The 23,229-nt window shown below is 54.7% G+C and carries 18 protein-coding genes; all 18 read right to left on the reverse strand.

Annotated elements, in window-relative coordinates; translation table 11 throughout:
• Positions 1–40 precede the first annotated feature (40 nt).
• The 18 genes from BUC32_RS12260 to nusG all read right to left on the reverse strand — a co-directional run bounded on the left by BUC32_RS12260 (position 41) and on the right by nusG (position 23,066).
• Positions 41–337 (reverse strand): 50S ribosomal protein L23, encoded by a 297-nt coding sequence (locus tag BUC32_RS12260; protein WP_073253053.1) that lies wholly within the window; start codon positions 335–337, stop codon positions 41–43.
• The gene (gene rplD, locus BUC32_RS12265; RefSeq protein ID WP_073253054.1) at positions 334–951 is read right to left on the reverse strand and encodes a 50S ribosomal protein L4; all 618 of its coding nucleotides are present in this window, start codon (positions 949–951) and stop codon (positions 334–336) included. Before rplD ends, BUC32_RS12260 begins: the two co-directional genes overlap by 4 nt.
• Positions 948–1,673: a 50S ribosomal protein L3 gene (gene rplC / locus BUC32_RS12270; protein ID WP_073253057.1), complete on the reverse strand. Its 726-nt coding sequence runs from the start codon at positions 1,671–1,673 to the stop codon at positions 948–950. Before rplC ends, rplD begins: the two co-directional genes overlap by 4 nt.
• Positions 1,674–1,687: 14 nt before the next feature.
• Entirely contained in the window at positions 1,688–1,996 is a 309-nt protein-coding gene (rpsJ, locus tag BUC32_RS12275; protein WP_044028221.1) for a 30S ribosomal protein S10, read from the reverse strand.
• Between the two features lie 381 nt (positions 1,997–2,377).
• A complete protein-coding gene (locus BUC32_RS12280; protein ID WP_073253059.1) occupies positions 2,378–3,154 on the reverse strand; it encodes a class I SAM-dependent methyltransferase in 777 nt (258 codons plus the stop codon).
• 304 nt (positions 3,155–3,458) lie between these two features.
• Positions 3,459–4,634: an elongation factor Tu gene (tuf, locus tag BUC32_RS12285; protein ID WP_073253062.1), complete on the reverse strand. Its 1,176-nt coding sequence runs from the start codon at positions 4,632–4,634 to the stop codon at positions 3,459–3,461.
• Positions 4,635–4,720: 86 nt separating this feature from the next.
• Positions 4,721–6,838 carry an elongation factor G gene (gene fusA, locus BUC32_RS12290; RefSeq protein WP_073253064.1) on the reverse strand — a complete coding sequence of 706 codons (2,118 nt, stop codon included), beginning with the start codon at positions 6,836–6,838 and terminating at the stop codon, positions 4,721–4,723.
• Between the two features lie 21 nt (positions 6,839–6,859).
• Positions 6,860–7,330, reverse strand: a complete 471-nt coding sequence (gene rpsG, locus BUC32_RS12295; protein ID WP_073253066.1) for a 30S ribosomal protein S7 — start codon at positions 7,328–7,330, stop codon at positions 6,860–6,862.
• A 15-nt stretch (positions 7,331–7,345) separates the two neighbouring features.
• Positions 7,346–7,717 (reverse strand): 30S ribosomal protein S12, encoded by a 372-nt coding sequence (rpsL, locus tag BUC32_RS12300; RefSeq protein ID WP_054000841.1) that lies wholly within the window; start codon positions 7,715–7,717, stop codon positions 7,346–7,348.
• A 266-nt stretch (positions 7,718–7,983) separates the two neighbouring features.
• Positions 7,984–8,853 carry a DMT family transporter gene (locus tag BUC32_RS12305; protein ID WP_175556934.1) on the reverse strand — a complete coding sequence of 290 codons (870 nt, stop codon included), beginning with the start codon at positions 8,851–8,853 and terminating at the stop codon, positions 7,984–7,986.
• Between the two features lie 159 nt (positions 8,854–9,012).
• Complete coding sequence (gene rpoC, locus BUC32_RS12310) at positions 9,013–13,260, reverse strand: DNA-directed RNA polymerase subunit beta' (RefSeq protein WP_073253071.1); 4,248 nt, start codon at positions 13,258–13,260, stop codon at positions 9,013–9,015.
• Positions 13,261–13,315: 55 nt separating this feature from the next.
• Entirely contained in the window at positions 13,316–17,452 is a 4,137-nt protein-coding gene (rpoB, locus tag BUC32_RS12315) for a DNA-directed RNA polymerase subunit beta (RefSeq protein WP_073253262.1), read from the reverse strand.
• A gap of 240 nt (positions 17,453–17,692) precedes the next feature.
• Complete coding sequence (rplL, locus tag BUC32_RS12320) at positions 17,693–18,073, reverse strand: 50S ribosomal protein L7/L12 (protein ID WP_073253074.1); 381 nt, start codon at positions 18,071–18,073, stop codon at positions 17,693–17,695.
• Between the two features lie 72 nt (positions 18,074–18,145).
• The gene (gene rplJ, locus BUC32_RS12325) at positions 18,146–18,664 is read right to left on the reverse strand and encodes a 50S ribosomal protein L10 (protein WP_073253077.1); all 519 of its coding nucleotides are present in this window, start codon (positions 18,662–18,664) and stop codon (positions 18,146–18,148) included.
• Positions 18,665–18,962: 298 nt separating this feature from the next.
• Entirely contained in the window at positions 18,963–21,005 is a 2,043-nt protein-coding gene (locus BUC32_RS12330; protein ID WP_073253080.1) for a Hint domain-containing protein, read from the reverse strand.
• Between the two features lie 280 nt (positions 21,006–21,285).
• The gene (rplA, locus tag BUC32_RS12335) at positions 21,286–21,984 is read right to left on the reverse strand and encodes a 50S ribosomal protein L1 (RefSeq protein ID WP_073253082.1); all 699 of its coding nucleotides are present in this window, start codon (positions 21,982–21,984) and stop codon (positions 21,286–21,288) included.
• Positions 21,984–22,409, reverse strand: a complete 426-nt coding sequence (gene rplK, locus BUC32_RS12340) for a 50S ribosomal protein L11 (protein WP_073253085.1) — start codon at positions 22,407–22,409, stop codon at positions 21,984–21,986. The genes rplA and rplK overlap by 1 nt, the downstream gene beginning before the upstream one ends.
• 123 nt (positions 22,410–22,532) lie before the next feature.
• Positions 22,533–23,066: a transcription termination/antitermination protein NusG gene (gene nusG, locus BUC32_RS12345; RefSeq protein ID WP_073253265.1), complete on the reverse strand. Its 534-nt coding sequence runs from the start codon at positions 23,064–23,066 to the stop codon at positions 22,533–22,535.
• Positions 23,067–23,229 lie beyond the last annotated feature (163 nt).

The following is a 23,229-nucleotide window of genomic DNA, read 5'->3' on the forward strand; positions in this document are numbered from 1 at the left end:
CTCAAGGCGTAGACCGGGCTTCAGCCCGGGCCACTCACAATTACAGTCCGGTGGACACGTCGATTGTGTTGCCTTCTTCCAAGGTCACATAAGCCTTTTTCACGTCTTTACGCTTGCCCAACTGGCCGCGGAAACGTTTGACTTTACCTTTGGTGATTGTCGTGTTGACCGCTTTGACCTTAACACCAAACAGAGCCTCAACGGCCTCTTTGATCATCGGTTTGTTCGCCGCGATTGCCACTTCGAAAACAACCGCACCATTTTCAGATGCCATGGTTGATTTCTCGGTGATGATCGGCTTGCGGATCACGTCGTAATGTTCAGCCTTCGCGCTCATTTCAGTCGAGCCTCCAGTGCTTCCATACCTGCTTTGGTGATCACAAGAGTGTCACGTTTCAGGATGTCATAAACGTTGGCGCCCATCGTTGGCAGGATATCCAGACCTTCGATGTTGCTTGCTGCTTTGGCGAATGCTTCGTTAACCGAGGCACCGTCAATGATCAGCGCGCGTTTCCAGCCCAGGTTTGCAACCTGTTTGGCCAGTGCGGATGTTTTGCCGTCCGACTCTGCGGCGTCAATCACAACCAGTTCGCCTGCTTTCGCTTTGGCGGACAGGGCGTGCTTGAGACCCAGTTTACGGAATTTCTTGGTCAGGTCGTGGCCGTGCGAACGGACAACCGGGCCTTTGTAAACCCCACCACCGCGGAAGATCGGAGCAGAACGTGCGCCGTGGCGTGCGCCGCCGGTGCCTTTCTGGCGATAGATCTTCTTGGTCGAGTAGTTCACTTCCGAACGGGTCTTAACCTTGTGAGTACCGGCCTGAGCGTTGTTACGCTGCCAGCGGACCACACGGTGCAGGATGTCGGCGCGTGGCTCGAGGCCAAACAGGGCTTCGTCCAGATCAACCGAACCGGCTTTGCCGCCGTCGAGTTTGATTACGTCAAGTTTCATGCTTCACCGCCTTCTGCAGGAGCTTCTTCTGCAGGTGCTTCAGTTGCAGCCGTGATCAGTCCAGCCGGGAAAGGCAGACCTTCGGGGGCTTTTTTCTTAACGGCGTCCTTAACAGTCACCCAGCCACCTTTGGAGCCGGGGACGGCGCCTTTGATGAACACGAGGCCACGGTCGGCATCCGTTTTCACAACTTCAAGGTTCTGAGTGGTGACACGGACGGCGCCCATGTGACCAGCCATTTTCTTGCCTTTGAAAACTTTGCCCGGATCCTGACATTGACCGGTTGAACCGTGCGAACGGTGCGAGATCGAAACACCGTGTGTCGCGCGCAAACCGCCAAAGTTGTGGCGCTTCATCGCACCGGCAAAACCTTTACCGATTGATGTGCCAGCAACGTCAACTTTTTGACCTTCAAGGAAGTGCTCGGCCGAGATTTCGGCGCCGACTTCAATCAGGGCATCCTCAGAAACACGGAATTCGGCAACTTTGCGCTTCGGCGCGACGTTGGCTTTGGCAAAGTGACCGCGCATCGCTTGAGATGTACGTTTGGCTTTGGCCGAACCAGCGCCCAGCTGAACCGCGGTGTAACCGTCAGTTTCGTTGGTGCGTTGTGCAACGACCTGCAGGCCGTCAAGGTGAAGAACGGTGACAGGAATCTGTTTGCCGTCTTCCATGAACAAGCGGGTCATGCCCACTTTTTTCGCGATAATTCCAGAGCGCATGCTAGATACCCTCCTTAAACCGAGATCTGGACGTCAACACCAGCCGCCAGGTCGAGCTTCATCAGCGCGTCCACGGTCTGGGGAGTCGGATCAACGATGTCGAGAAGACGCTTGTGCGTACGGATCTCGAACTGATCGCGGGATTTCTTGTCAACGTGGGGACCACGCAGAACGGTGAACTTCTCAATCTTGTTGGGAAGCGGGATCGGGCCACGAACCTGCGCGCCTGTGCGCTTTGCAGTGTTCACGATTTCCTGAGTGCTGGCGTCCAGTACACGGTAATCGAATGCCTTCAGCCGAATGCGAATGTTTTGGCTTTGCATTAATCATGCCTTTTCTTAGGCGTGAGAGTTGAGAGGAGGATACGCGACCATCGCAAACCCTCATCGAACCCAAAAGGCGGGAATCATCCCGCCCAAAGATTCTCGTTGAGAACTCGCGCGTAATACAGGGGGGGAATGGGGGTGGCAAGTGGGAAATGTGGTCTTGCCATAAAGGACGTCGCCTGACCACGGGTGGGTGCAACCGCTCGCCCATGGGGGCTGTCGGGCGATGCCCGCCGGTGCCGGGTGCAAGGGAGTGGGTGAATTTGGGAAGGTGTAGGATTGAGGCGCGGAATTTGGCGCGAACGGCGGACAGCGGGATTTCGCCGCGCCTTGCGCCAAGGTCGGCAATCAAAGACGGCGCACCTAGACAACCGGAGTTTACCTTTTTTCGGCCCGAATATGTCCGGGGCGCAGTTGTCCTTGGGTCGCCACAACCACCTGAAGATTTTGCGCCGTCAACCATTCCGCTGCCCCTTCGGCGCCCAGCAAGGCCTCAAAGCGGTCTTTGCCCTTCCCGGCCATGCTTTCCAACTCTCTTACCGCGTGCTTTTGGTACCACTCGGTTTTGTCCGCAATCTTAGCCTGCGAAAAACCAATGCCGGACAATAGTTCAGTGGTTTCGTGAATAGTTGCCATTTCCAGGGTTACGCCCAGCGTTTCCAGCCAGTCGTTCATTTCGGGAGTGTAGGGATCTGAACTTCTGAACCAATCGCTCATCACCAGCCAACCATCTGGACGCAATACGCGAAAACACTCTTCAAAAATATCCGTCTTGTTTGGAGCTTCTGTTACTGCGTCCTTGCTGAAGACAATGTCAAACGCCTCATTCTCAAAGGGAAGATCTCCACCGTCAACTGCTTGAAACGTCACCTTTTCGGCCACGGCAGCATCGCAGGCATAAGCGGTGGCCCGTTGCACGTTTAGTGGTTCAATGTCGACACCTGTGATGTGTCCCACCTGAAACGCGTTTGCCAGACAGATGGCCGGTCCTCCAAGGCCAGATCCAATATCGAGAATGTTTTTCCCGGTCAGGTCAATGCCTTCAACGATCGACAATACTTCTTCCTTACCACCCGGCGACAGAAACCCTTGGCCCCAGAGCAGCTCGAGACCTCCTGCAAATTCGTCCGAGTATTCAGTTTCGGGGTGGCTCATGTGTTGTCCTCCTTAGAATGTTAGAACGTTAACACAAGCAAGGCGCAGAAAACATCCAACGCCTCCGGTTCGAGTCCGAACCGGACTTTCCTCGCCGAGTCCACCAAAGTCGGCTCAGGGCCGAAAGCACCAGTTAGTTTGATACGGGCAAAGCTTTGGTTATCCCGTGTCTTTCACCCATAGCAGAACAAAAAAGGGCGCCCGATGGGCGCCCTTTTGATCTTTTCGTCGTCTGGCTTTCGGCAGATTTGGCGTTGCCGCCAAATCGCCTATCGCCGGTCAGAGTTTCTAAAGAAACGCGACCTTATTCAACAATCTTCGACACAACGCCGGAACCAACGGTGCGGCCGCCTTCGCGGATCGCAAAACGCAGGCCGGCTTCCATGGCGATGGGCGCAATCAGTTCAACGTTGAACTTCAGGTTGTCGCCAGGCATCACCATTTCGGTGCCTTCGGGCAGAACAACTGTGCCAGTCACGTCCGTGGTCCGGAAGTAGAACTGTGGACGGTAGTTGGCGAAGAACGGCGTGTGACGGCCACCCTCATCCTTGGTCAGGATATAGGCTTCGGCTTCGAATTTGGTGTGTGGGTTCACCGATTTCGGCTTACACAGGATCTGGCCGCGCTCAACCGCTTCACGGTCGATACCACGCAACAGAACACCAACGTTGTCACCAGCTTCACCGCGATCCAGCAGCTTGCGGAACATTTCAACACCCGTACAAGTGGTTGTCTGCGTGTCTTTGATGCCAACGATTTCGATGCTGTCGCCAACATTGATCACGCCGCGCTCAATACGGCCAGTTACAACAGTACCGCGACCCGAAATCGAGAACACGTCCTCGATCGGCATCAGGAATGGCTCGTCAACCGCACGTGGAGGCTGTGGGATGAACTCGTCAACCGCTGCCATCAGTTTGGCAATGGATTCAGCACCGATGGCCGGATCACGGTCTTCCAGAGCGGCCAAAGCCGAACCAGCAATGACGGGGATGTTGTCGCCGTCGTAGCCGTATTCTGTCAGAAGCTCACGGATTTCCATTTCAACCAGCTCGAGCAGCTCGTCGTCGTCAACCTGATCCACTTTGTTCATGTAAACAACCATGGCAGGGATACCCACCTGGCGGCCCAGAAGGATGTGCTCGCGAGTCTGTGGCATGGGGCCATCAGCTGCGTTCACAACCAGGATCGCGCCGTCCATTTGCGCCGCACCAGTGATCATGTTTTTCACATAGTCAGCGTGGCCGGGGCAGTCGACGTGTGCATAGTGACGACCGTCAGTTTCATACTCAACGTGCGCAGTCGAGATGGTGATGCCGCGGGCTTTCTCTTCCGGCGCACCGTCAATCTCGTCATAGGCTTTGAAGTCACCATATTGCTTGGTGATCGCAGCTGTCAGAGTGGTTTTGCCGTGGTCAACGTGGCCAATTGTGCCGATGTTGCAGTGCGGCTTCGTGCGTTCAAACTTTTCCTTACCCATGGTAAAGGCTCCTTTTGCGTTTGGGTCGGCGGGGTGTCCCCGCCCTACAAGTTGTGGGTAGGGCGGGGTTCACCCCGCCATCCCGATTAGGCGTATTTCGCTTGGATCTCTTCCGAGATGTTCTGCGGAACTGGTTCATAGTGGTCGAACTGCATCGAGAAGTTTGCGCGGCCCGAAGACATGGAACGCAGCGTGTTGATGTAGCCGAACATGTTGGCCAGAGGCACAAAACAGTCGATGGCAATCGCGTTACCGCGAGTTTCCTGACCCTGAACCTGACCGCGACGCGATGTCAGATCGCCGATGATGCCACCAGTATATTCTTCTGGCGTAATCACTTCGACTTTCATAATCGGTTCGAGCATCTTCGCACCCGCTTTGCGCATGCCTTCACGCATACACATACGTGCTGCGATCTCAAATGCCAGAACGGACGAGTCAACATCGTGGAACTTACCGTCGATCAACGACACTTTGAAGTCGATCACAGGGAAGCCAGCCAGAGGACCGGAGTCCATGACCGATTTGATGCCTTTTTCAACACCGGGGATGTATTCCTTAGGAATAGAGCCGCCGACGATTTTCGATTCAAAGCTGTAACCTTCGCCAGGCTCGGTCGGTGTGATGACCATCTTAACTTCACCGAACTGACCAGATCCACCCGACTGTTTCTTGTGGGTGTAGGTGTGCTCGACTTCGTGTCCAATGGTTTCACGATACGCCACCTGAGGTGCACCGATGTTGGCTTCGACTTTGAATTCGCGCTTCAGACGGTCCACCAGAATATCGAGGTGAAGTTCGCCCATGCCTTTCATGATGGTCTGGCCACTTTCGAGGTCAGTTTCCACACGGAAGGAGGGGTCTTCTGCTGCCAGACGACCAAGACCCTGAGACATTTTCTCTTGGTCCGCTTTGGTCTTAGGCTCAACAGCGATCTCGATAACCGGATCCGGGAAGGTCATTGTTTCCAGAACCACAGGCTCGTTGACGGCGCAAAGCGTGTCACCGGTTGTGGTGTCTTTCAGACCTGCCAGAGCGATAATGTCGCCTGCGAACGCTTCCGTGATTTCTTCACGGTTGTTCGAGTGCATCATCATCATACGGCCAACGCGCTCTTTTTTACCCTTGGTAGAGTTCAGCAGCGTGTCGCCTTTGCTCAGAGTACCCGAATAGATACGTGTGAAGGTCAGCGAGCCAACAAAGGGGTCGTTCATGATTTTGAACGCCAGGCCAGAGAACGCCATGTCATCATCCGCACGGCGGGCAATGTCACGGGTTTCTGTTTCGTCGCCTGGTTTGAAGCCCATGTAATCAACAACGTCCAGCGGGCTGGGCAGATAGTCGATCACAGCGTTGAGCAAGGGCTGAACGCCTTTGTTTTTGAACGCCGAACCACCCAGAACCGGCACGAATGCCATTTCCAGAGTACCTTTACGAAGCAGTTTGCGCAGGGTTGGAACGTCAGGCTCGTTGCCTTCCAGGTATTCCATCATCGCGTCGTCGTCCATTTCGACGGCCGCTTCGATCATTTTGCCACGCCATTCGTTGGCCATGTCCTGCAGGCTTTCACGGATCGGTGCTTTGATCCACGACGCGCCAAGGTCTTCGCCCTGCCACAGCCATTCTTCCATGTTCACCAGATCAACCAGGCCTTCCAGCTCGGTTTCTGCGCCAATCGGAACACCAACAGGTACAGCAACGGCACCTGTGCGGTCTTCGATCATGTGAACACAGTTGAAGAAGTCAGCGCCGATTTTGTCCATCTTGTTGACAAAAACCATACGCGGAACCTTGTAGCGGTCAGCCTGACGCCACACGGTTTCGGTTTGGGGTTCAACACCAGCATTGGCGTCCAGAACACAGACAGCTCCATCGAGAACCGCCAGCGAACGCTCAACTTCAATGGTGAAGTCAACGTGGCCGGGGGTGTCGATGATGTTCAAACGGTGCTTGGCCGAATCTGCGGTTACGCCATCTTCGGTGCGTTCCCAGAATGTGGTGGTCGCCGCCGAGGTGATGGTGATGCCGCGTTCCTGCTCCTGCTCCATCCAGTCCATGGTGGCGGCACCGTCGTGCACCTCACCAATGTTGTGGGATTTGCCGGTGTAATACAGGATGCGTTCCGAGCAGGTTGTTTTACCTGCATCGATGTGCGCCATGATACCGAAGTTGCGGTAATGATCGAGCGTATAATCGCGTGCCATTGGTCTAATGCCTCTCTGGGATTACCAACGATAATGGCTGAAGGCTTTGTTTGCCTCGGCCATCTTGTGAGTGTCTTCCCGCTTTTTGACGGCAGTACCGCGCGAGTTGACGGCATCCAGAAGCTCACCTGCAAGGCGTTCTTCCATGGTGTTTTCATTGCGCTTACGGGCAGCAGTGATCAACCAACGGATGGCCAGCGCTTCGCGGCGCTCGGGGCGGACTTCGACAGGCACCTGATAGGTGGCACCACCCACACGACGCGAACGAACTTCAACCGAAGGCTGAATGTTTTCGAGAGCTTCGTGGAACACTTCTACGGGCGCGCGTTTGATTTTGTCTTCCACACGTTGGAAGGCATTGTAAACGATACGCTCTGCGACCGATTTCTTACCATCGATCATCAGGTTGTTCATGAATTTGGTCAATACGCGATCGCCATATTTGGCGTCGGGCAGGACTTCGCGCTTTTCAGCGGCGTGACGACGAGACATCTGTTGTAATCCTTCTTACTTAGGACGCTTGGCGCCGTATTTCGAACGGCGCTGCTTACGGTCTTTGACGCCTTGGGTATCCAACACACCACGCAGGATGTGGTAACGGACACCCGGAAGGTCTTTCACACGACCGCCGCGGATCAGAACAACAGAGTGCTCTTGCAGGTTGTGGCTTTCGCCGGGGATATACGAAATGACTTCGTAACCGTTGGTCAGGCGAACCTTCGCAACTTTACGCATAGCCGAGTTCGGTTTCTTCGGAGTCGTTGTGTACACACGAGTACAAACGCCACGCTTTTGCGGGCATTGCTCAAGGTGCTGCGACTTCGAGCGCTTGATTTTTGGCTGACGCGGCTTGCGGATCAGCTGTTGGATCGTTGGCATAGGGTCTCTTTCCCGTTTTCAACTCATTCTGCCCAGGGCGTTCCCCCGAACGGTGCGACTTTTATCAGGCTTGTGCGTCCACAAGCGCAAAACCCGCGATCGTTTCCATTCCGAGGCAAACGACGCGGTGTGTTTCCAGAGGATCGAGGCCTAAAAGGAGCCCGGACCTTGTCCACTACAGTTATGATATCGGCGGCAGAGGGAATGCCCCCATGACCGGATGGACGCGCTATAAAAGGAGTCGCAGAGGTTGTCAACAGCGCCCGTCAGGTTCGACGGCGTGCACGGCTTTCGCGGAACAAGGTAAACACACCTGTCGCCACAACGATTGCCGCCCCAAGCAAGGTTATAGCATCCGGCCAATCCCCGAATACGACAAGCCCAAGCAGCAAAGCCCATAGCAGGCCCGTATAGCGGAAAGGTGCAATGAACCCGACTTCGCCAACGCGCATCACCATGACCGAGAACAAGTAGCCCCCGATAATGAAAACAGACGCCCCCCCAATCAGCAGCGCGTCTCTCTGCGTGATTGGCACCCATGTTTCCCCCAAAGTGGCCACCGCGGAAAACAGCAGAACCCCAAGCGATGCCGAGAGGGTGACCGTCATCGACGGCACCTGGGAAGACATGCGGCGGGTCGACAAGTCGCGGCCTGTGACGCAGACCACGGCCCCCAGTGCATAAATCGCATAGGTGTCGAACCCTTCCGGCCCCGGCCGCACAATCAGCAACATTCCGGTAAACCCAATTGCGATTGCCAGAAAACGGCGCCAACCGACTTTCTCGCCAAAAAACAAGGCTCCCCCAAGTGTGACCGTGAGTGGCAAAACCTGTAACACCGCTGTCACGTTGGCGATCGGCATATGCATAAGGGCTGTAACAAAGAAATAAGCGGCGCCGATTTCACTGGCGGTTCGTAAACCGATCATGCCCCAATCCGCCGCAGGCAGGCGCAGCTTTATCGCCCCCATACGGCGGGCCATCACATAAATTAGCACCGTCGTCACAACGCCGCGCAAGAACAGCAACTGAAAAAGCGGCATCTGTGGTCCGACCAGCTTCAGAAATGTATCGTTGAACGTGAAACACGCCATGCTGAAAATCATCAGCAGCGCGCCTTTCATATTGTCGGACAACTCTTCCATCGCTCTTTCACCCACCCAAAACTTGGCGACCTTAGTCCGGGAACTGAAATCCACCAAGGCCGCTTTTCGTCTTTTTCAAAATACTCTCACCAAAAGCAAAAGGCCCCCGGCTCTAAACCGGGGGCCTTTCTATTTCCATCCGTCAAAGGATCAATTCAGATCATCACCCTCAGGAGTTTCCGCAGGTGCGCTGCCGAACACATCATCCGCAGAGACATCTTCAGACGGCGCAGCAAGTGCTGCAGCGGCTTCGGCCTCTTCACGGCGAGCTTCCAGCACGACATTGTCACGCTCCTGGGCGATACGACGCACACGCATGGTCGCACCACCGGTCCCGGCTGGGATCAGACGGCCCACAATCACGTTCTCTTTCAGGCCGACAAGTTTGTCTCTCTTACCCTGAACCGAAGCTTCGGTGAGTACCCGTGTGGTTTCCTGGAACGACGCGGCCGAGATGAACGAACGTGTCTGCAACGATGCTTTGGTGATCCCCAAGAGGATCGGCTCGCCCGCTGCAGGACGACGTCCTTCGCGTTCGGCCTTTTCATTGGCCGCCACGAATTCTGCTTTGTCCACGTGCTCGCCTTTCAGCAGAGTGGTTTCACCTGAGTCCAGGATTTCCCATTTCTGCAGCATCTGACGTACAATCACTTCGATGTGCTTGTCGTTGATCTTAACGCCTTGCAGGCGATAGACGTCCTGCACTTCGTTGATCATATAGTCCGCCAGCGCTTCGACACCCATAATCGACAGAATGTCGTGTGGGGCCGGGTTGCCATCCATGATGTAGTCACCCTTCTGGACAAAATCACCTTCCTGAACAGGAATGTGCTTGCCCTTGGGCACCATGTATTCGACGGGCTCCATCGACTCATCCGCTGGTTCGATCGAGATGCGACGCTTGTTCTTGTAGTCGCGGCCATAGCGCACGTAACCATCGATTTCGGCGATGATCGCGTGATCTTTGGGACGACGGGCTTCGAACAGTTCGGCCACACGCGGCAGACCACCGGTGATGTCCTTGGTCTTGGCACCTTCACGCGGGATACGCGCGATGATGTCACCAGCTTTGACGTCCTGCTGATCTTCAACCGAAAGAACCGCATCAACAGACATCGGATAGGTCACCGGGTTGCCCGCGTTGTTGCGGACCGGTTCGCCATCTGCATCAACCAGAATGATCTCCGGCTTCAGCTCGTTGCCTTTTGGTGCTGCACGCCAGTCCATAACGATCTTCTGGCTCATGCCTGTGGCTTCGTCGGTTTCGTCGCGAACGGCGATACCCACTGTCAGATCGACAAACTTGGCCATACCCGATTTCTCGGCCAGAATTGGCAAAGTATAGGGATCCCATTCAAACAGCTTGTCGCCACGCGCAACCGTCTGGCCATCTTTGACAAACAGTTTTGAGCCATAGCCAACCTTGTGGTTGGCACGCTCTTCACCGTTTTCGTCCTGAATGATCAGCTTCATGTTACGGCCCATCACCAGAGATTCGCCATGGGCGTTCTCAAGGATCTGAGCGTTCTCAATGACGACCTTACCTTCTTGGCTTGCTTCCAGGAACGACTGCTGGCCACCTTGTGCAACGCCACCAATGTGGAACGTACGCATGGTCAGCTGTGTACCGGGTTCACCGATTGACTGAGCCGCAATAATGCCGACAGCTTCACCAGTGTTCACGCGTGTACCACGTGCAAGGTCACGGCCGTAGCACTGTGCACAAACGCCTTCTTCAGCTTCACAGGTCAACGGGCTGCGGATACGTGTCGCGGCCACACCGGCCTCGTCCACGGCATCTGCCATACGCTCGTCGATCAACTGACCTTCTTCGATCAGAACCTCATCTGTACCTGGACGCAGAATGTCATCCGCAGCCACACGACCAAGGATACGCTCGGCCAGCGAGGACACGACTTCACCGTCACGGGTTGCCGCTTCGGCAGTGATCGCGTTCTCAGTTCCACAATCGTGCATACGCACAATGCAGTCCTGCGCCACGTCCACCAGACGACGTGTCAGATAGCCTGAGTTCGCTGTCTTAAGCGCGGTATCTGACAGACCCTTACGGGCACCGTGAGTCGAGTTGAAGTACTCAAGAACGGTCAGGCCTTCTTTAAAGTTCGAGATGATCGGTGTCTCAATAATGTCGCCGTTCGGTTTGGCCATCAGACCACGCATACCGCCAAGCTGTTTCATCTGAGTGACCGAGCCACGCGCACCAGAGTGGGCCATCATGTAGACCGAGTTCGGCTCTGCTTCGGCGCCATTTTCATCACGTGCCACGTCTGAGATTGTGCTCATCATGGCGTCGGTGACTTTGTCGTTACACTTTGACCAGGCATCGACAACTTTGTTGTACTTTTCACCCTGAGTGATCAGGCCGTCCATGTACTGTTGTTCAAAGTCTTTTACCTGGCTGCGTGTCTCATCGACGATTGGCCATTTGGTATCCGGGATCACCATGTCGTCCTTGCCGAACGAAATGCCCGCCTTGAACGCTTCGCGGAACCCCATGCCCATGATCTGGTCACAGAAGATAACCGACTCTTTCTGACCGCAATACCGATAGACGGTATCAATCACGGCCTGAACGTCTTTTTTACGCAGCAGTTTGTTCACCAATTCGAACGGTGCCTTGGCGTTCTGCGGAAGCAGGCTGCCCAGACGTACACGGCCCGGTGTGGTTTCAAAGCGTTGCATCACTTCCATGCCGTTCTCATCCACCTGCGGAACGCGGGCAGTGATTTTGGCGTGCAGGTGTACTTCACCGGAATCCAATGCATATTGCACTTCGTCGATCGACGAGAACAACATGCCCTCGCCTTTCATGCCTTCGCGTTCGATGGTCGTATAGTACAGACCCAAAATCATGTCCTGTGAAGGAACGATGATCGGCGCGCCGTTGGCTGGCGACAGAACGTTGTTTGTCGACATCATCAGAACACGCGCTTCGAGCTGCGCATCCAGCGACAACGGCACGTGAACGGCCATTTGGTCGCCGTCGAAGTCCGCGTTAAACGCCGAACAGACCAGCGGGTGCAGCTGAATGGCTTTACCTTCGATCAGCACAGGTTCGAACGCCTGAATGCCAAGACGGTGCAACGTCGGCGCACGGTTCAGCATGACAGGGTGTTCACGGATCACTTCGTCCAGGATATCCCAAACTTCGGGACGCTCTTTTTCGACCAGTTTCTTGGCTTGCTTCACTGTGGAAGACAGACCTTTGGCCTCAAGACGCGAATAGATGAACGGCTTGAACAGTTCGAGCGCCATCTTTTTTGGCAGACCACATTGGTGCAGCTTCAACTCAGGGCCGGTCACAATGACCGAACGACCCGAGAAGTCGACGCGTTTACCCAAAAGGTTCTGACGGAAGCGACCTTGCTTACCCTTCAGCATGTCCGAAAGTGATTTCAGAGGACGCTTGTTGGCGCCTGTAATCACACGACCACGACGACCGTTGTCAAACAGGGCGTCAACCGACTCTTGCAGCATCCGCTTTTCGTTGCGCACGATAATGTCAGGTGCGCGCAGTTCGATCAGACGCTTGAGGCGGTTGTTCCGGTTGATCACACGACGATACAGATCGTTGAGATCAGACGTCGCGAACCGACCACCATCCAGCGGCACCAGTGGGCGCAGCTCTGGCGGGATCACAGGGATCACGGTCAGAACCATCCACTCGGGACGGTTGCCCGACTCGATGAACGATTCAACGACTTTCAGACGCTTGATGATCTTCTTGGGCTTCAACTCACCCGTGGCGACAGCGAGGTCAGCGCGCAGCGTTTCGGCTTCGCCTTCCAGATCAATCTGGCTCAGCATTTCACGGATGGCTTCGGCACCGATGTTGGCGGTGAAAGCATCCATGCCATAGTGATCTTGGGCATCCATGAACTCTTCTTCACTCAGCATCTGGCCATAGGTCAGATCGGTGAGGCCGGGTTCAATCACAACGTAGTTCTCAAAGTAGAGAACGCGTTCCAGATCGCGCAATGTCATATCCAGCATCAGGCCGATGCGCGATGGCAACGACTTGAGGAACCAGATGTGCGCGACAGGCGCGGCCAGCTCAATGTGTCCCATACGCTCGCGGCGTACTTTTTGCAGGGTCACTTCAACGCCACATTTCTCGCAGACAACGCCACGATACTTCATGCGTTTATATTTTCCGCACAGGCATTCGTAGTCTTTGATCGGGCCAAAGATACGCGCGCAGAACAGACCGTCACGTTCAGGTTTGAACGTCCGGTAGTTGATGGTTTCCGGCTTCTTGATCTCACCGAATGACCACGACAGGATCCGCTCTGGCGATGCCAGAGAGACCTTGATTTCGTCAAACGTTTTGACCGGTGCAACCGGATTGAACGGGTTGTTTGTCAGTTCCTGGTTCATTTTGATAACCTCAAATTTGGGGCGGAAGGGAGTGTGGGGTAAGAGCGCAAGGCCCTTACTCCTCCACCTCCGCATCCAGGAGTTCCATGTTCAGGCCAAGGCCACGGACTTCTTTGACAAGAACGTTGAAGGATTCCGGCACGCCGGCTTCAAAGTTGTCCTCGCCTTTGACAATGCTTTCATAGACTTTCGTCCGTCCAGCAACGTCATCCGATTTGACTGTCAGCATTTCCTGCAGCGTATACGCCGCGCCGTATGCCTCCAGAGCCCAAACTTCCATCTCACCAAAGCGCTGGCCACCGAACTGTGCCTTACCACCCAGCGGCTGCTGAGTAACAAGCGAGTAAGGACCAGTAGACCGCGCGTGGATTTTGTCATCCACAAGGTGGTGCAGTTTCAGCAGGTACTTGATCCCGACAGTGACTTTACGGGCGAATTGTTCGCCTGTACGGCCATCAAACAGGGTCGACTGACCAGATTCACTAAAGCCTGCGCGAACCAGAGCGTCGTTGACATCTGCCTCTTTGGCACCGTCAAACACTGGTGTCGCAATCGGCACACCGTTGGTTACGTTGCCAGCGGCTTCAACCAGTTGATCTTCGTCCATGCCGATGATGCCGTCTTCATAGACATCCTCGCCATAGGCCAGTTTCATGGCTTCACGTACTGGCGTCAGATCACCCGAACGACGGTACTCTTGCAGAGCCTCGTCAACATTGATGCCCAGACCGCGTGCGGCCCAGCCCATGTGAGTTTCAAGGATCTGACCAACGTTCATACGCGAAGGCACACCAAGAGGGTTCAGACAGAAGTCAACCGGCGTACCATCGGCGAGGAACGGCATGTCTTCCATCGGTACAACCTTGGAAATAACACCTTTGTTCCCGTGACGACCGGCCATTTTATCACCTGGCTGAAGCTTGCGCTTCACAGCGATAAAGACTTTGACCATCTTCATCACACCGGGTGGCAGATCATCGCCGCGACGGACTTTTTCGACCTTGTCTTCAAAACGAGCATCAAGCGCACGCTTTTGGATCTCGTATTGCTCGTTCAGAGCCTCGACCACTTGCGCGTCTTTCTCGTCTTCCAACGCCAGCTGCCACCACTGACCACGGGTCAGAGTTTCCAGCAGCTCTTCGTTGATTTCCGAGTTCGATTTGACACCTTTTGGTCCTTTGACAGCTTTCTTGCCAAGGATCATCGACTTCAGACGGGCATAAATGTTGCGATCAAGGATCGCCAGCTCGTCGTCACGGTCACGTGCCAGACGCTCAACTTCTTCGCGTTCGATCTGAAGCGCACGTTCGTCTTTTTCCACACCATGGCGGTTAAAGACACGCACCTCAACAACCGTACCAAAGTCACCCGGTTTCACACGCAAAGATGTGTCGCGAACGTCCGAAGCTTTCTCACCAAAGATGGCGCGCAAGAGCTTCTCTTCTGGCGTCATTGGCGATTCACCCTTGGGGGTGATTTTACCAACCAGAATATCGCCCGGCTCAACGTCCGCACCGATGTACACGATGCCAGCCTCGTCGAGGTTGCGCAGCGCTTCTTCACCGACGTTCGGAATGTCGCGAGTGATTTCTTCCGGGCCCAGTTTTGTGTCACGAGCCGCAACTTCGAATTCTTCGATGTGTACCGATGTGAACACGTCATCACGCGCGATGCGTTCAGAAATCAGGATCGAGTCTTCGTAGTTGTAACCGTTCCAAGGCATAAACGCGACGACCACGTTTTTACCCAAGGCCAGTTCGCCCATGTCGGTCGATGGACCATCCGCAAGCACTTCGCCTTTGGTAACCTTGTCACCCACTTTGACCAGCGGACGCTGGTTGATACAGGTGTTCTGGTTAGACCGCTGGAATTTACGCAGACGGTAGATGTCCACGCCCGCGTCACCCAGTTCAAGGTCTTCGGTCGCACGTACAACGATACGCTGCGCATCCACCTGGTCAATAACGCCTGCGCGTTTTGCCATGATCGACGCACCCGAGTCGCGCGCTACGATTTCCTCAATGCCAGTCCCGACCAGTGGTGCCTCAGCACGCAAAAGTGGAACCGCCTGACGTTGCATGTTCGAACCCATCAGGGCCCGGTTCGCATCGTCGTTTTCAAGGAACGGAATGAGCGAGGCCGCAACCGATACCAACTGTTTCGGTGAAACGTCGATCAGATCAACATTATCACGCGACGCCAGCGTGTAGTCACCGTTTTGACGGGTTGAGACCAGATCGTTAATGAATTGGCCGTTCTCGTCCAGCGTCGCGTTGGCCTGAGCCACGGTGTGACGCATTTCCTCGGTCGCGGACATATAGTGCACTTCGTCTGTCACCTTGGCGTCTTTGACAACGCGATAAGGTGTTTCGATAAAGCCATATTTGTTCACGCGAGCGAAGGTTGCCAGCGAGTTGATCAGACCAATGTTTGGACCTTCCGGTGTCTCAATCGGGCACATCCGACCATAGTGGGTCGGGTGCACGTCGCGCACCTCAAAGCCAGCACGTTCGCGGGTCAGACCACCTGGCCCAAGCGCCGAAAGACGACGTTTGTGGGTGACTTCCGAGAGCGGGTTGGTTTGGTCCATGAACTGCGACAACTGCGAAGAGCCGAAGAATTCACGCACTGCAGCAGCCGCTGGTTTGGCATTGATCAGATCTTGCGGCATGACGGTGTCGATTTCAACCGATGACATGCGTTCCTTGATCGCGCGCTCCATGCGGAGCAAGCCAACGCGGTACTGGTTTTCCATCAATTCGCCAACCGAGCGCACACGGCGGTTGCCAAGGTGGTCGATGTCGTCGATGTCGCCCTTGCCATCGCGCAGGTCAACCAGCGCTTTGATACAAGATACGATGTCTTCTTTGCGAAGGGTACGCTGTGTATCCTCGGCATCCAAAGCCAGACGCATGTTCATCTTCACACGGCCAACAGCCGACAGATCATAACGCTCGGAATCGAAGAACAAAGTGTCGAACAACGCTGATGCGGCTTCAACGGTGGGCGGCTCGCCCGGACGCATGACGCGATAGATGTCCATGAGCGCGGTTTCGCGATTCATGTTCTTGTCGGTCGCCATGGTGTTGCGCATGTACGGACCGACGTTGACGTTGTCGATGTCCAGGACAGGCACTTCGGTGATGCCAGCGTCGATCAGGTCCTTGGCGGAACCGCCGATCAGCGAACCTTCTTTGTCGTACTCCAGCGTCAACTCGTCACCGGCTTCGACGTAAATCGCGCCAGTTTCTTCGTTGATGATGTCCTTGGCGACAAATTTGCCAACAATATGTTCAAACGGAACCAGAAGATCTGTGATCTTGCCGTCGTCGATGATTTTCTTAACCGCACGAGGGGTAACTTTCTTACCCGCTTCGGCAATCACTTCGCCCGTTTTGGCGTCGACCAGATCATAGGTTGGACGGGTGCCGCGCACACGCTCGGGGAAGAACTTGGTGACCCAACCTTTGTTCTTCTTGAGCTTGTAGTTCACTGTCTCAAAATAGGCATCCATGATGCCTTCCTGATCCAGACCCAGTGCATACAGCAGAGTTGTCACAGGCAATTTGCGGCGCCGGTCGATCCGGGCAAAGACGATGTCTTTGGCGTCGAATTCAAAATCCAGCCAAGAGCCGCGGTAGGGAATAATGCGGCAAGCAAACAAAAGTTTACCTGAAGAGTGGGTTTTGCCCTTGTCGTGGTCAAAGAACACGCCGGGTGAGCGGTGCATCTGGCTCACGATCACGCGCTCGGTGCCGTTTACAACAAAGGTGCCGTTCGGCGTCATCAATGGCATGTCGCCCATGAAGACGTCTTGCTCTTTGATGTCTTTAACCGACTTCGCACCCGTATCTTCGTCGATATCAAACACGATCAGACGCAAGGTGACCTTCAGCGGAGCCGAATAAGTCATATCGCGCTGCATACATTCTTCAACGTCATACTTCGGCTTTTCCAGCTCGTAGTTGACGAATTCCAGCACACTGGTTTCGTTGAAATCCTTAATCGGGAAAACCGACTGGAAAACGCCTTTGATGCCTTCACCGTCCATAGGAACGAGATGATCGCCGGAACGCAGAAACAGATCGTATGAGGCCTTTTGGACCTCGATCAGGTTCGGCATTTCCAGAACTTCACGAATTTTGCCGTAATATTTACGCAAACGTTTTTGGCCAAGGTAGGTCTGAGCCATGGTCATTAGCACCTTTCAATTTCTCACCGGTCGCGCATGCTGTCGGGCCCCAGCACCACGCCCATCCGAGACGACACAAGTTCGATCAATTCCTGGCTTCCGTCCCGATGGAAGCCTCCCGATCTTTGAACCTGGTCTTAGAAAACCCCCTGAGTATAAAAGGGGCTCTCTGAGACAGGTTCGGCTGGGCCCGAAAACGGACCCAGCCTGACATCAATTCCGGGTAGACCCCGGCAAAGATTACTTGACTTCGACTTCGGCGCCAGCTGCTTCCAGCTTGCCTTTGACTTCGTCAGCTTCGTCTTTCGAAACGCCTTCTTTGACAGCCTTGCCGCCGGCTTCAACCAGCTCTTTGGCTTCTTTGAGGCCCAGGCCAGTCAAGGCGCGGACTTCTTTGATGACGTTGATTTTCGAGGCACCTGGTGATTTCAGGATAACGTCGAATTCGGTTTGCTCTTCACCAGCGTCGCCACCGGCGTCGCCAGCAGGGCCAGCCATCATTACGGCGCCGCCAGCTGCGGGCTCGATGCCATACTCGTCTTTGAGGATGGTTTTCAGTTCTTGTGCTTCCAGCAGGGTCAAACCTACGATGCTTTCGGCAAGTGCTTTCAGATCAGCCATTTTAGACTCTTTCCGTTTATCTAGTATGTGTTCCAACGTCAGGTGTTCACCCACACGCGGTTCTCAAGTTGCTTACGCCGCTTCTGCACGATCCTCGATGGTCGACAGAATGCCGGCGATGTTGCTTGCTGGCGCGCCAATTGCACCGGCGATGTTCGAAGCAGGTGCACCGATACAGCCCACGATCGAAGCAATAAGCTCGTCGCGCGAAGGCATTTTCGATACGGCCTGAACACCGTCACGGTCCAGAGCGGTCTCACCCATTGCACCGCCAAGGATTGCGAACTTTTTGTTCTCCTTGGCGAAGTCTTCGGCCACTTTGGCGGCTGCCACAGGGTCCTCAGAGTAGGTCAGAACGGTCATGCCATCGAGGTAGTCAGCAATGCTTGCGCAGGGCTTACCCTCAAGGGCGATCTTGGCGAGCTTGTTTTTGGCAACACGTACAGCACCACCCGCATCACGAGCACGTGCGCGAAGGTCCTGCATGTCAGCAACTGTGAGGCCCGCGTAGTGAGATACCACTACAACGCCAGAGCTTTCGAAGATCTGGCCGAGCTCATCGACCAATTTCTCTTTCTGGGCTCTATCCACAGTATTACTCCAAATTTGGGGATTGCTCCCCGGCTCAAGTTTGGTGGGTTGCCCCACCGTTCGGGTCCTTAGGTACGGGTCCCGAGGCCAGATCACCCGAAGGTCGAAACCTTGCGGAAAATTCTATTCTCGCTACCCATCTCAGGCAGGAATTATCGGCTTTGCCTAAGCGTGGCCGACCCACCGTCTCGGACGAATCGACAGGCCGCCTCGAAGATTCGGGCGACCTGACGAGCGGGGTTTAGTTGGAAAATGCCCAAGGGACAAGAGCAGAGATCAGAATTGATGGTGTTGTTTGCTATTTTCCGTGCTCATGGATATGGCGCGCAAACAGTTTTGCTTCCTTGCGCTTGAGATACGGGCGCGCTGGCGGGCCGAAGGCGTCTTCGGTTTGCTTAATGCCCTGCACAACCGTCTCCAACTCTGGAAACAAGAACAGAAGCTCGTCCCGCACGGCGTGATCCATCGACTTCAATGCCATTGGTCCCGGGAAAAAAGACTCCGAAGGCGCGCCCTCAGCGTATCTTAACTGATGCCGGTCAAATAGCAGGTGAATGTAAGTCACCCTTTCACAGCGTCGATCGAACCTTGCATATTGCCCTTTCAATATCTCGGCGGCGTGTTTGGCGCGAATGAGTCTCTGACCCGCATCGGTGTTCAGAACGATCCCATGCTGAGGGGATACCGCCATGCGCCTCCGGTTCCCAAAAGCTCCCTTTCGGATCACAACCGGGCGCAGGTTTGGATGACCCGCAAGATCTTGCTGAGTAAGCTTTCTCTGGCCGATCCAGCGCACGGGCTGAAATCCGTTGTCCACGGTCAAAACCAGATCGCCAGGGCAGATGGTTTCAATGGGAATGTCACCCTTTGAGGTCTGAATGAGGGTTCCCGGAGTAAAACAGGGCACAGAATCGCGAAAGTCGAGGTCATGCGTCAACGGGGTCGCATCGGACCCGTCTGCGGCAACGTCATTATCGGTATCGGCCAAGGTAAAGTTGCCTGCCCCATCGATATCATCGTCGTTAACATCCCACCCGGACACATCGTCGACCACATCCGCGATGCCATCGCCATCAGCGTCCCCTGAGGCGTCAATCGCGGCCTGACTGACCCCGTGACCGGCCTCGGCTGTGTCGCTGGTGCCGTCATTGTCGCTGTCAGTGTCCAGAAAGTCAGCCGTGCCATCGCCGTCGGTATCAACCGGCGTCAGGCCATCCGGACCATAGGCATCGTCCAAGCCATCATTGTTCGCATCAATTCCGGATGGCGCGACATAACCGGCTGTGGTCTGCGCTTCGACATTGTCAGTGATCCCATCATTGTCACTGTCCAGATCGAGATGGTCATAGATACCATCTCCATCGCTATCCACCGCCTGCAATGTCGGCACAAAATCAAAGGTTTCAGTGACCGTCGTTCCGAAATTCGGGTTGGGCCCGGAGTCGACAACGACAACCCCATCAACGGCAATCGTATATCCGGCCGTGTTTGTTCCACCAAGACCATCCCCAAAATCGTCGTTGACGACAAAAGAGTACTGCCCCAACGCTGAGGGATCGATATTGGTGATTTCGACCGTGCTATCAATGGTGCTATCGCTCGCGACAAGGTTCCCATCAGGGTCATACAATTCCCAACTCGTCGCATCGATGCCGGCGTATTCATCACCATCAAAAGTTATGGTGATTGCCGTAGGGTTTACTGTCTCGTACTCATCTTCGTCGAGAATGCCATCGCCGTCATCATCGATGTCAGTATTGTCAGCCACCCCATCCCCATCTGTGTCCAGAAGCGGTTCCGGAACATCGAAGGTTAAGTCGCTGATACCTGTACCACCTGACGACGTCCCGTCCGGGCCAGCATCGAGGCCCAGTTCAATCTGAGAGACCGGACCCGCGAGGTTCAGGTTAATGTCATTCGCCGTGGTGCCAGCAGCTGTGATTGTCACCGAACCATCCGGGTTGGCGGTGACTGATTCATCGACCAACCCCGAGAGGCTGGCGATGATGGTATTGCTATCAATCAGATCGCCGTTTTCATCGTAGGCAAAGATTGTCCACTGATCATCATATGTCGAACCACCATCATCATTGACGTGGTTGAAATTGAAAGACAGGTTTTCGACCGGATTCGAGAACTGATAACTGGCCGCAATCGGGCTGGTGACACCGAAGGCGCCAAATTCAGAAATTGCATAGCCGGACTGGGAAGCATCCCACGAGTTGGAGGTAAAAACCCCCGTGACCGTCGTGCTGTTTTCACCTTCGGAAATGACGGTGCTGCCATTCACTGCAGTTCCGCCAGCGCCTGTTAACCATATCGCATTGTCTAAAACGGCCATGTCTTATTCACCAAACAACTCAAAAAGGAACTAAATCTTCCCGCCAACATTTGAGTGAGGCCTTCACCAATGTTCGGACAAGATTTTGGAGCCTGATATTTGGGGGTGATAAGTGACCAGATTTGGACAAAATTCAGTTAATTAGTTGTATATCATTTAGTCGAATTAACCATAACTCGTTTGCAAAAGACTGCGCAGACTACGTTTTGCAACTTGTCCAAGAAAAAGAGGGCGCCCAGATAGGACGCCCTCAAAAACTTTAGATGAAACCCTAAAAGGTTTACTGTGCTGCCGCGTTGTCGACCGAAATGGTAACACCCGGGCCCATAGTCGAGCTCAGCGCGACTTTTTTGACGTATGCGCCTTTGGCACCAGAAGGGCGGGCTTTCATAACGGCGTCCATGAAGGCACGTACGTTTTCAACCAGCTTGCCTTCGTCAAACGAAGCTTTGCCAACGCCTGCGTGTACAACACCGGCTTTTTCGACCTTGAACTGTACTTCGCCGCCTTTGGCATTTTTGACAGCTTCAGCCACGTCCATGGTGACCGTGCCCACTTTGGGGTTTGGCATCAGGTTACGTGGACCCAGCACTTTACCCAGACGGCCAACGACGGGCATCATGTCAGGGGTTGCAATGCAGCGATCAAAATCGATGGTGCCGCCCTGGACGGTTTCCATCAGATCTTCTGCGCCAACGATGTCCGCACCAGCGGCCTGAGCTTCTTCAGCTTTTGGACCACGGGCGAAAACAGCCACGCGAACATCTTTGCCGGTGCCGTTCGGCAGACCAACAACACCGCGAACCATTTGGTCGGCGTGACGCGGGTCAACACCCAGACATACGGCGATTTCAATGGTCTCGTCGAACTTTGCTTTGGCGCTGCCTTTAACCAGTGCAACAGCTTCTTCAACGGTCAGGTTGACTTTACCTGCGAACGCTTCACGCGCTGCAATTGTACGTTTACCAAGCTTAGCCATTACTTCACCTCGATGCCCATCGAGCGTGCCGAACCGAGGATGATCTGCATAGCAGCCTCGATGTCGTTTGCGCTCAGGTCTTTCATTTTCGCTTCGGCAATTTCTTTTACCTGTGCGGCGGTCACCGTACCAACGGTCTCGCGACCGGGGGTGCTGGCGCCGGATTTCAGCTTGGCAGCCTTTTTCAGGTAGTAAGACGCAGGAGGCGTCTTGATGTCCATGGTAAAGGACTTGTCCTGATAGTAGGTGATTTCAGTCGGGCAAGGTGCACCGGCTTCCATTTCCTGCGTCTTGGCGTTGAACGCCTTGCAGAACTCCATAATGTTGATGCCGCGCTGACCCAGGGCAGGACCCACGGGTGGCGACGGGTTGGCTTGACCTGCAGGGATCTGCAGCTTCATCTTGCCAGCGAGCTTCTTGGCCATTTGGCCTCTCCTTCTTTCCAACACCTTTGGGACGCGTCCCGCAGGCTGATCGTTGTGTGGTGCAGTCCGGACATCGCGATGCCCTCGCCTCCCACTCGGTTTGACGCCTTGCGGCGCTGCTCATCAGGTCTGTTTGGTGACCTGAGTGAATTCCAGTTCGACCGGGGTTTCCCGGCCAAAGATCGACACCGTCACCTTGAGGCGCTGGTTGTCGTCGTCCACGTCTTCGACCATGCCGTCGAAATCTTCGAACGGGCCGTCGTTGACTTTGACCTTCTCGCCCACTTCGAACGAGATCATCAGCTTCGGCGCGTCTTCGCCTTCCTGAACCCGGTTCAGGATGCCGTTCACCTCAGCGTCGCGCATTGGCATCGGACGCCCTTGTGGACCCAAGAAACCAGTGACGCGGTTGATCGAGTTGATCAGGTGATAGCCCTGATCGCTCATCTCCATGTGGACCAGAACATAGCCCGGCATGAAGCGGCGCTCGGCGGTCACTTTTTTGCCGCGGCGCACTTCGATCACTTCTTCGGTTGGGACCAGAACTTCGTCAATCTGATCCTCAAGGCCTTTTTCTTCCGCCGACACGCGGATTTGCTCTGCGACCTTCTTTTCAAAGTTCGACAAGACGCTAACCGAGTACCACCGTTTTGCCATGTGATCGTTCTTCCCGTCATTCACCGACCCTGGGGTCGAATTCTTATTACATTTCAATGGCCTAAAAGGCCTTCTCAGAACAAAAAATCGGCGCGCAACTCGAATCGCCGCACGCCACTTTTGGAACTAGAATGTCCACTACCCCTGAAAACGTTTGGTTTCA

Source organism: Shimia gijangensis (genome assembly GCF_900142085.1).
Taxonomy (GTDB): Bacteria; Pseudomonadota; Alphaproteobacteria; order Rhodobacterales; family Rhodobacteraceae; genus Shimia; species Shimia gijangensis.

Bases quoted from the DNA above. Each gene is read 5' to 3' on its own strand.
- rplK (WP_073253085.1), bottom strand. From the start codon at position 22,409: ATGGCCAAGAAGCTCGCTGGCAAGATGAAGCTGCAGATCCCTGCAGGT.
- tuf (WP_073253062.1), bottom strand. From the start codon at position 4,634: ATGGGTAAGGAAAAGTTTGAACGCACGAAGCCGCACTGCAACATCGGC.
- rplA (WP_073253082.1), bottom strand. From the start codon at position 21,984: ATGGCTAAGCTTGGTAAACGTACAATTGCAGCGCGTGAAGCGTTCGCA.
- rplC (WP_073253057.1), bottom strand. From the start codon at position 1,673: ATGCGCTCTGGAATTATCGCGAAAAAAGTGGGCATGACCCGCTTGTTC.
- rpsJ (WP_044028221.1), bottom strand. From the start codon at position 1,996: ATGCAAAGCCAAAACATTCGCATTCGGCTGAAGGCATTCGATTACCGT.
- rplL (WP_073253074.1), bottom strand. From the start codon at position 18,073: ATGGCTGATCTGAAAGCACTTGCCGAAAGCATCGTAGGTTTGACCCTG.
- BUC32_RS12280 (WP_073253059.1), bottom strand. From the start codon at position 3,154: ATGAGCCACCCCGAAACTGAATACTCGGACGAATTTGCAGGAGGTCTC.
- BUC32_RS12260 (WP_073253053.1), bottom strand. From the start codon at position 337: ATGAGCGCGAAGGCTGAACATTACGACGTGATCCGCAAGCCGATCATC.
- rplD (WP_073253054.1), bottom strand. From the start codon at position 951: ATGAAACTTGACGTAATCAAACTCGACGGCGGCAAAGCCGGTTCGGTT.
- rpsL (WP_054000841.1), bottom strand. From the start codon at position 7,717: ATGCCAACGATCCAACAGCTGATCCGCAAGCCGCGTCAGCCAAAAATC.
- rpsG (WP_073253066.1), bottom strand. From the start codon at position 7,330: ATGTCTCGTCGTCACGCCGCTGAAAAGCGCGAAGTCCTGCCCGACGCC.
- rpoC (WP_073253071.1), bottom strand. From the start codon at position 13,260: ATGAACCAGGAACTGACAAACAACCCGTTCAATCCGGTTGCACCGGTC.
- BUC32_RS12330 (WP_073253080.1), bottom strand. From the start codon at position 21,005: ATGGCCGTTTTAGACAATGCGATATGGTTAACAGGCGCTGGCGGAACT.
- fusA (WP_073253064.1), bottom strand. From the start codon at position 6,838: ATGGCACGCGATTATACGCTCGATCATTACCGCAACTTCGGTATCATG.
- nusG (WP_073253265.1), bottom strand. From the start codon at position 23,066: ATGGCAAAACGGTGGTACTCGGTTAGCGTCTTGTCGAACTTTGAAAAG.
- rpoB (WP_073253262.1), bottom strand. From the start codon at position 17,452: ATGGCTCAGACCTACCTTGGCCAAAAACGTTTGCGTAAATATTACGGC.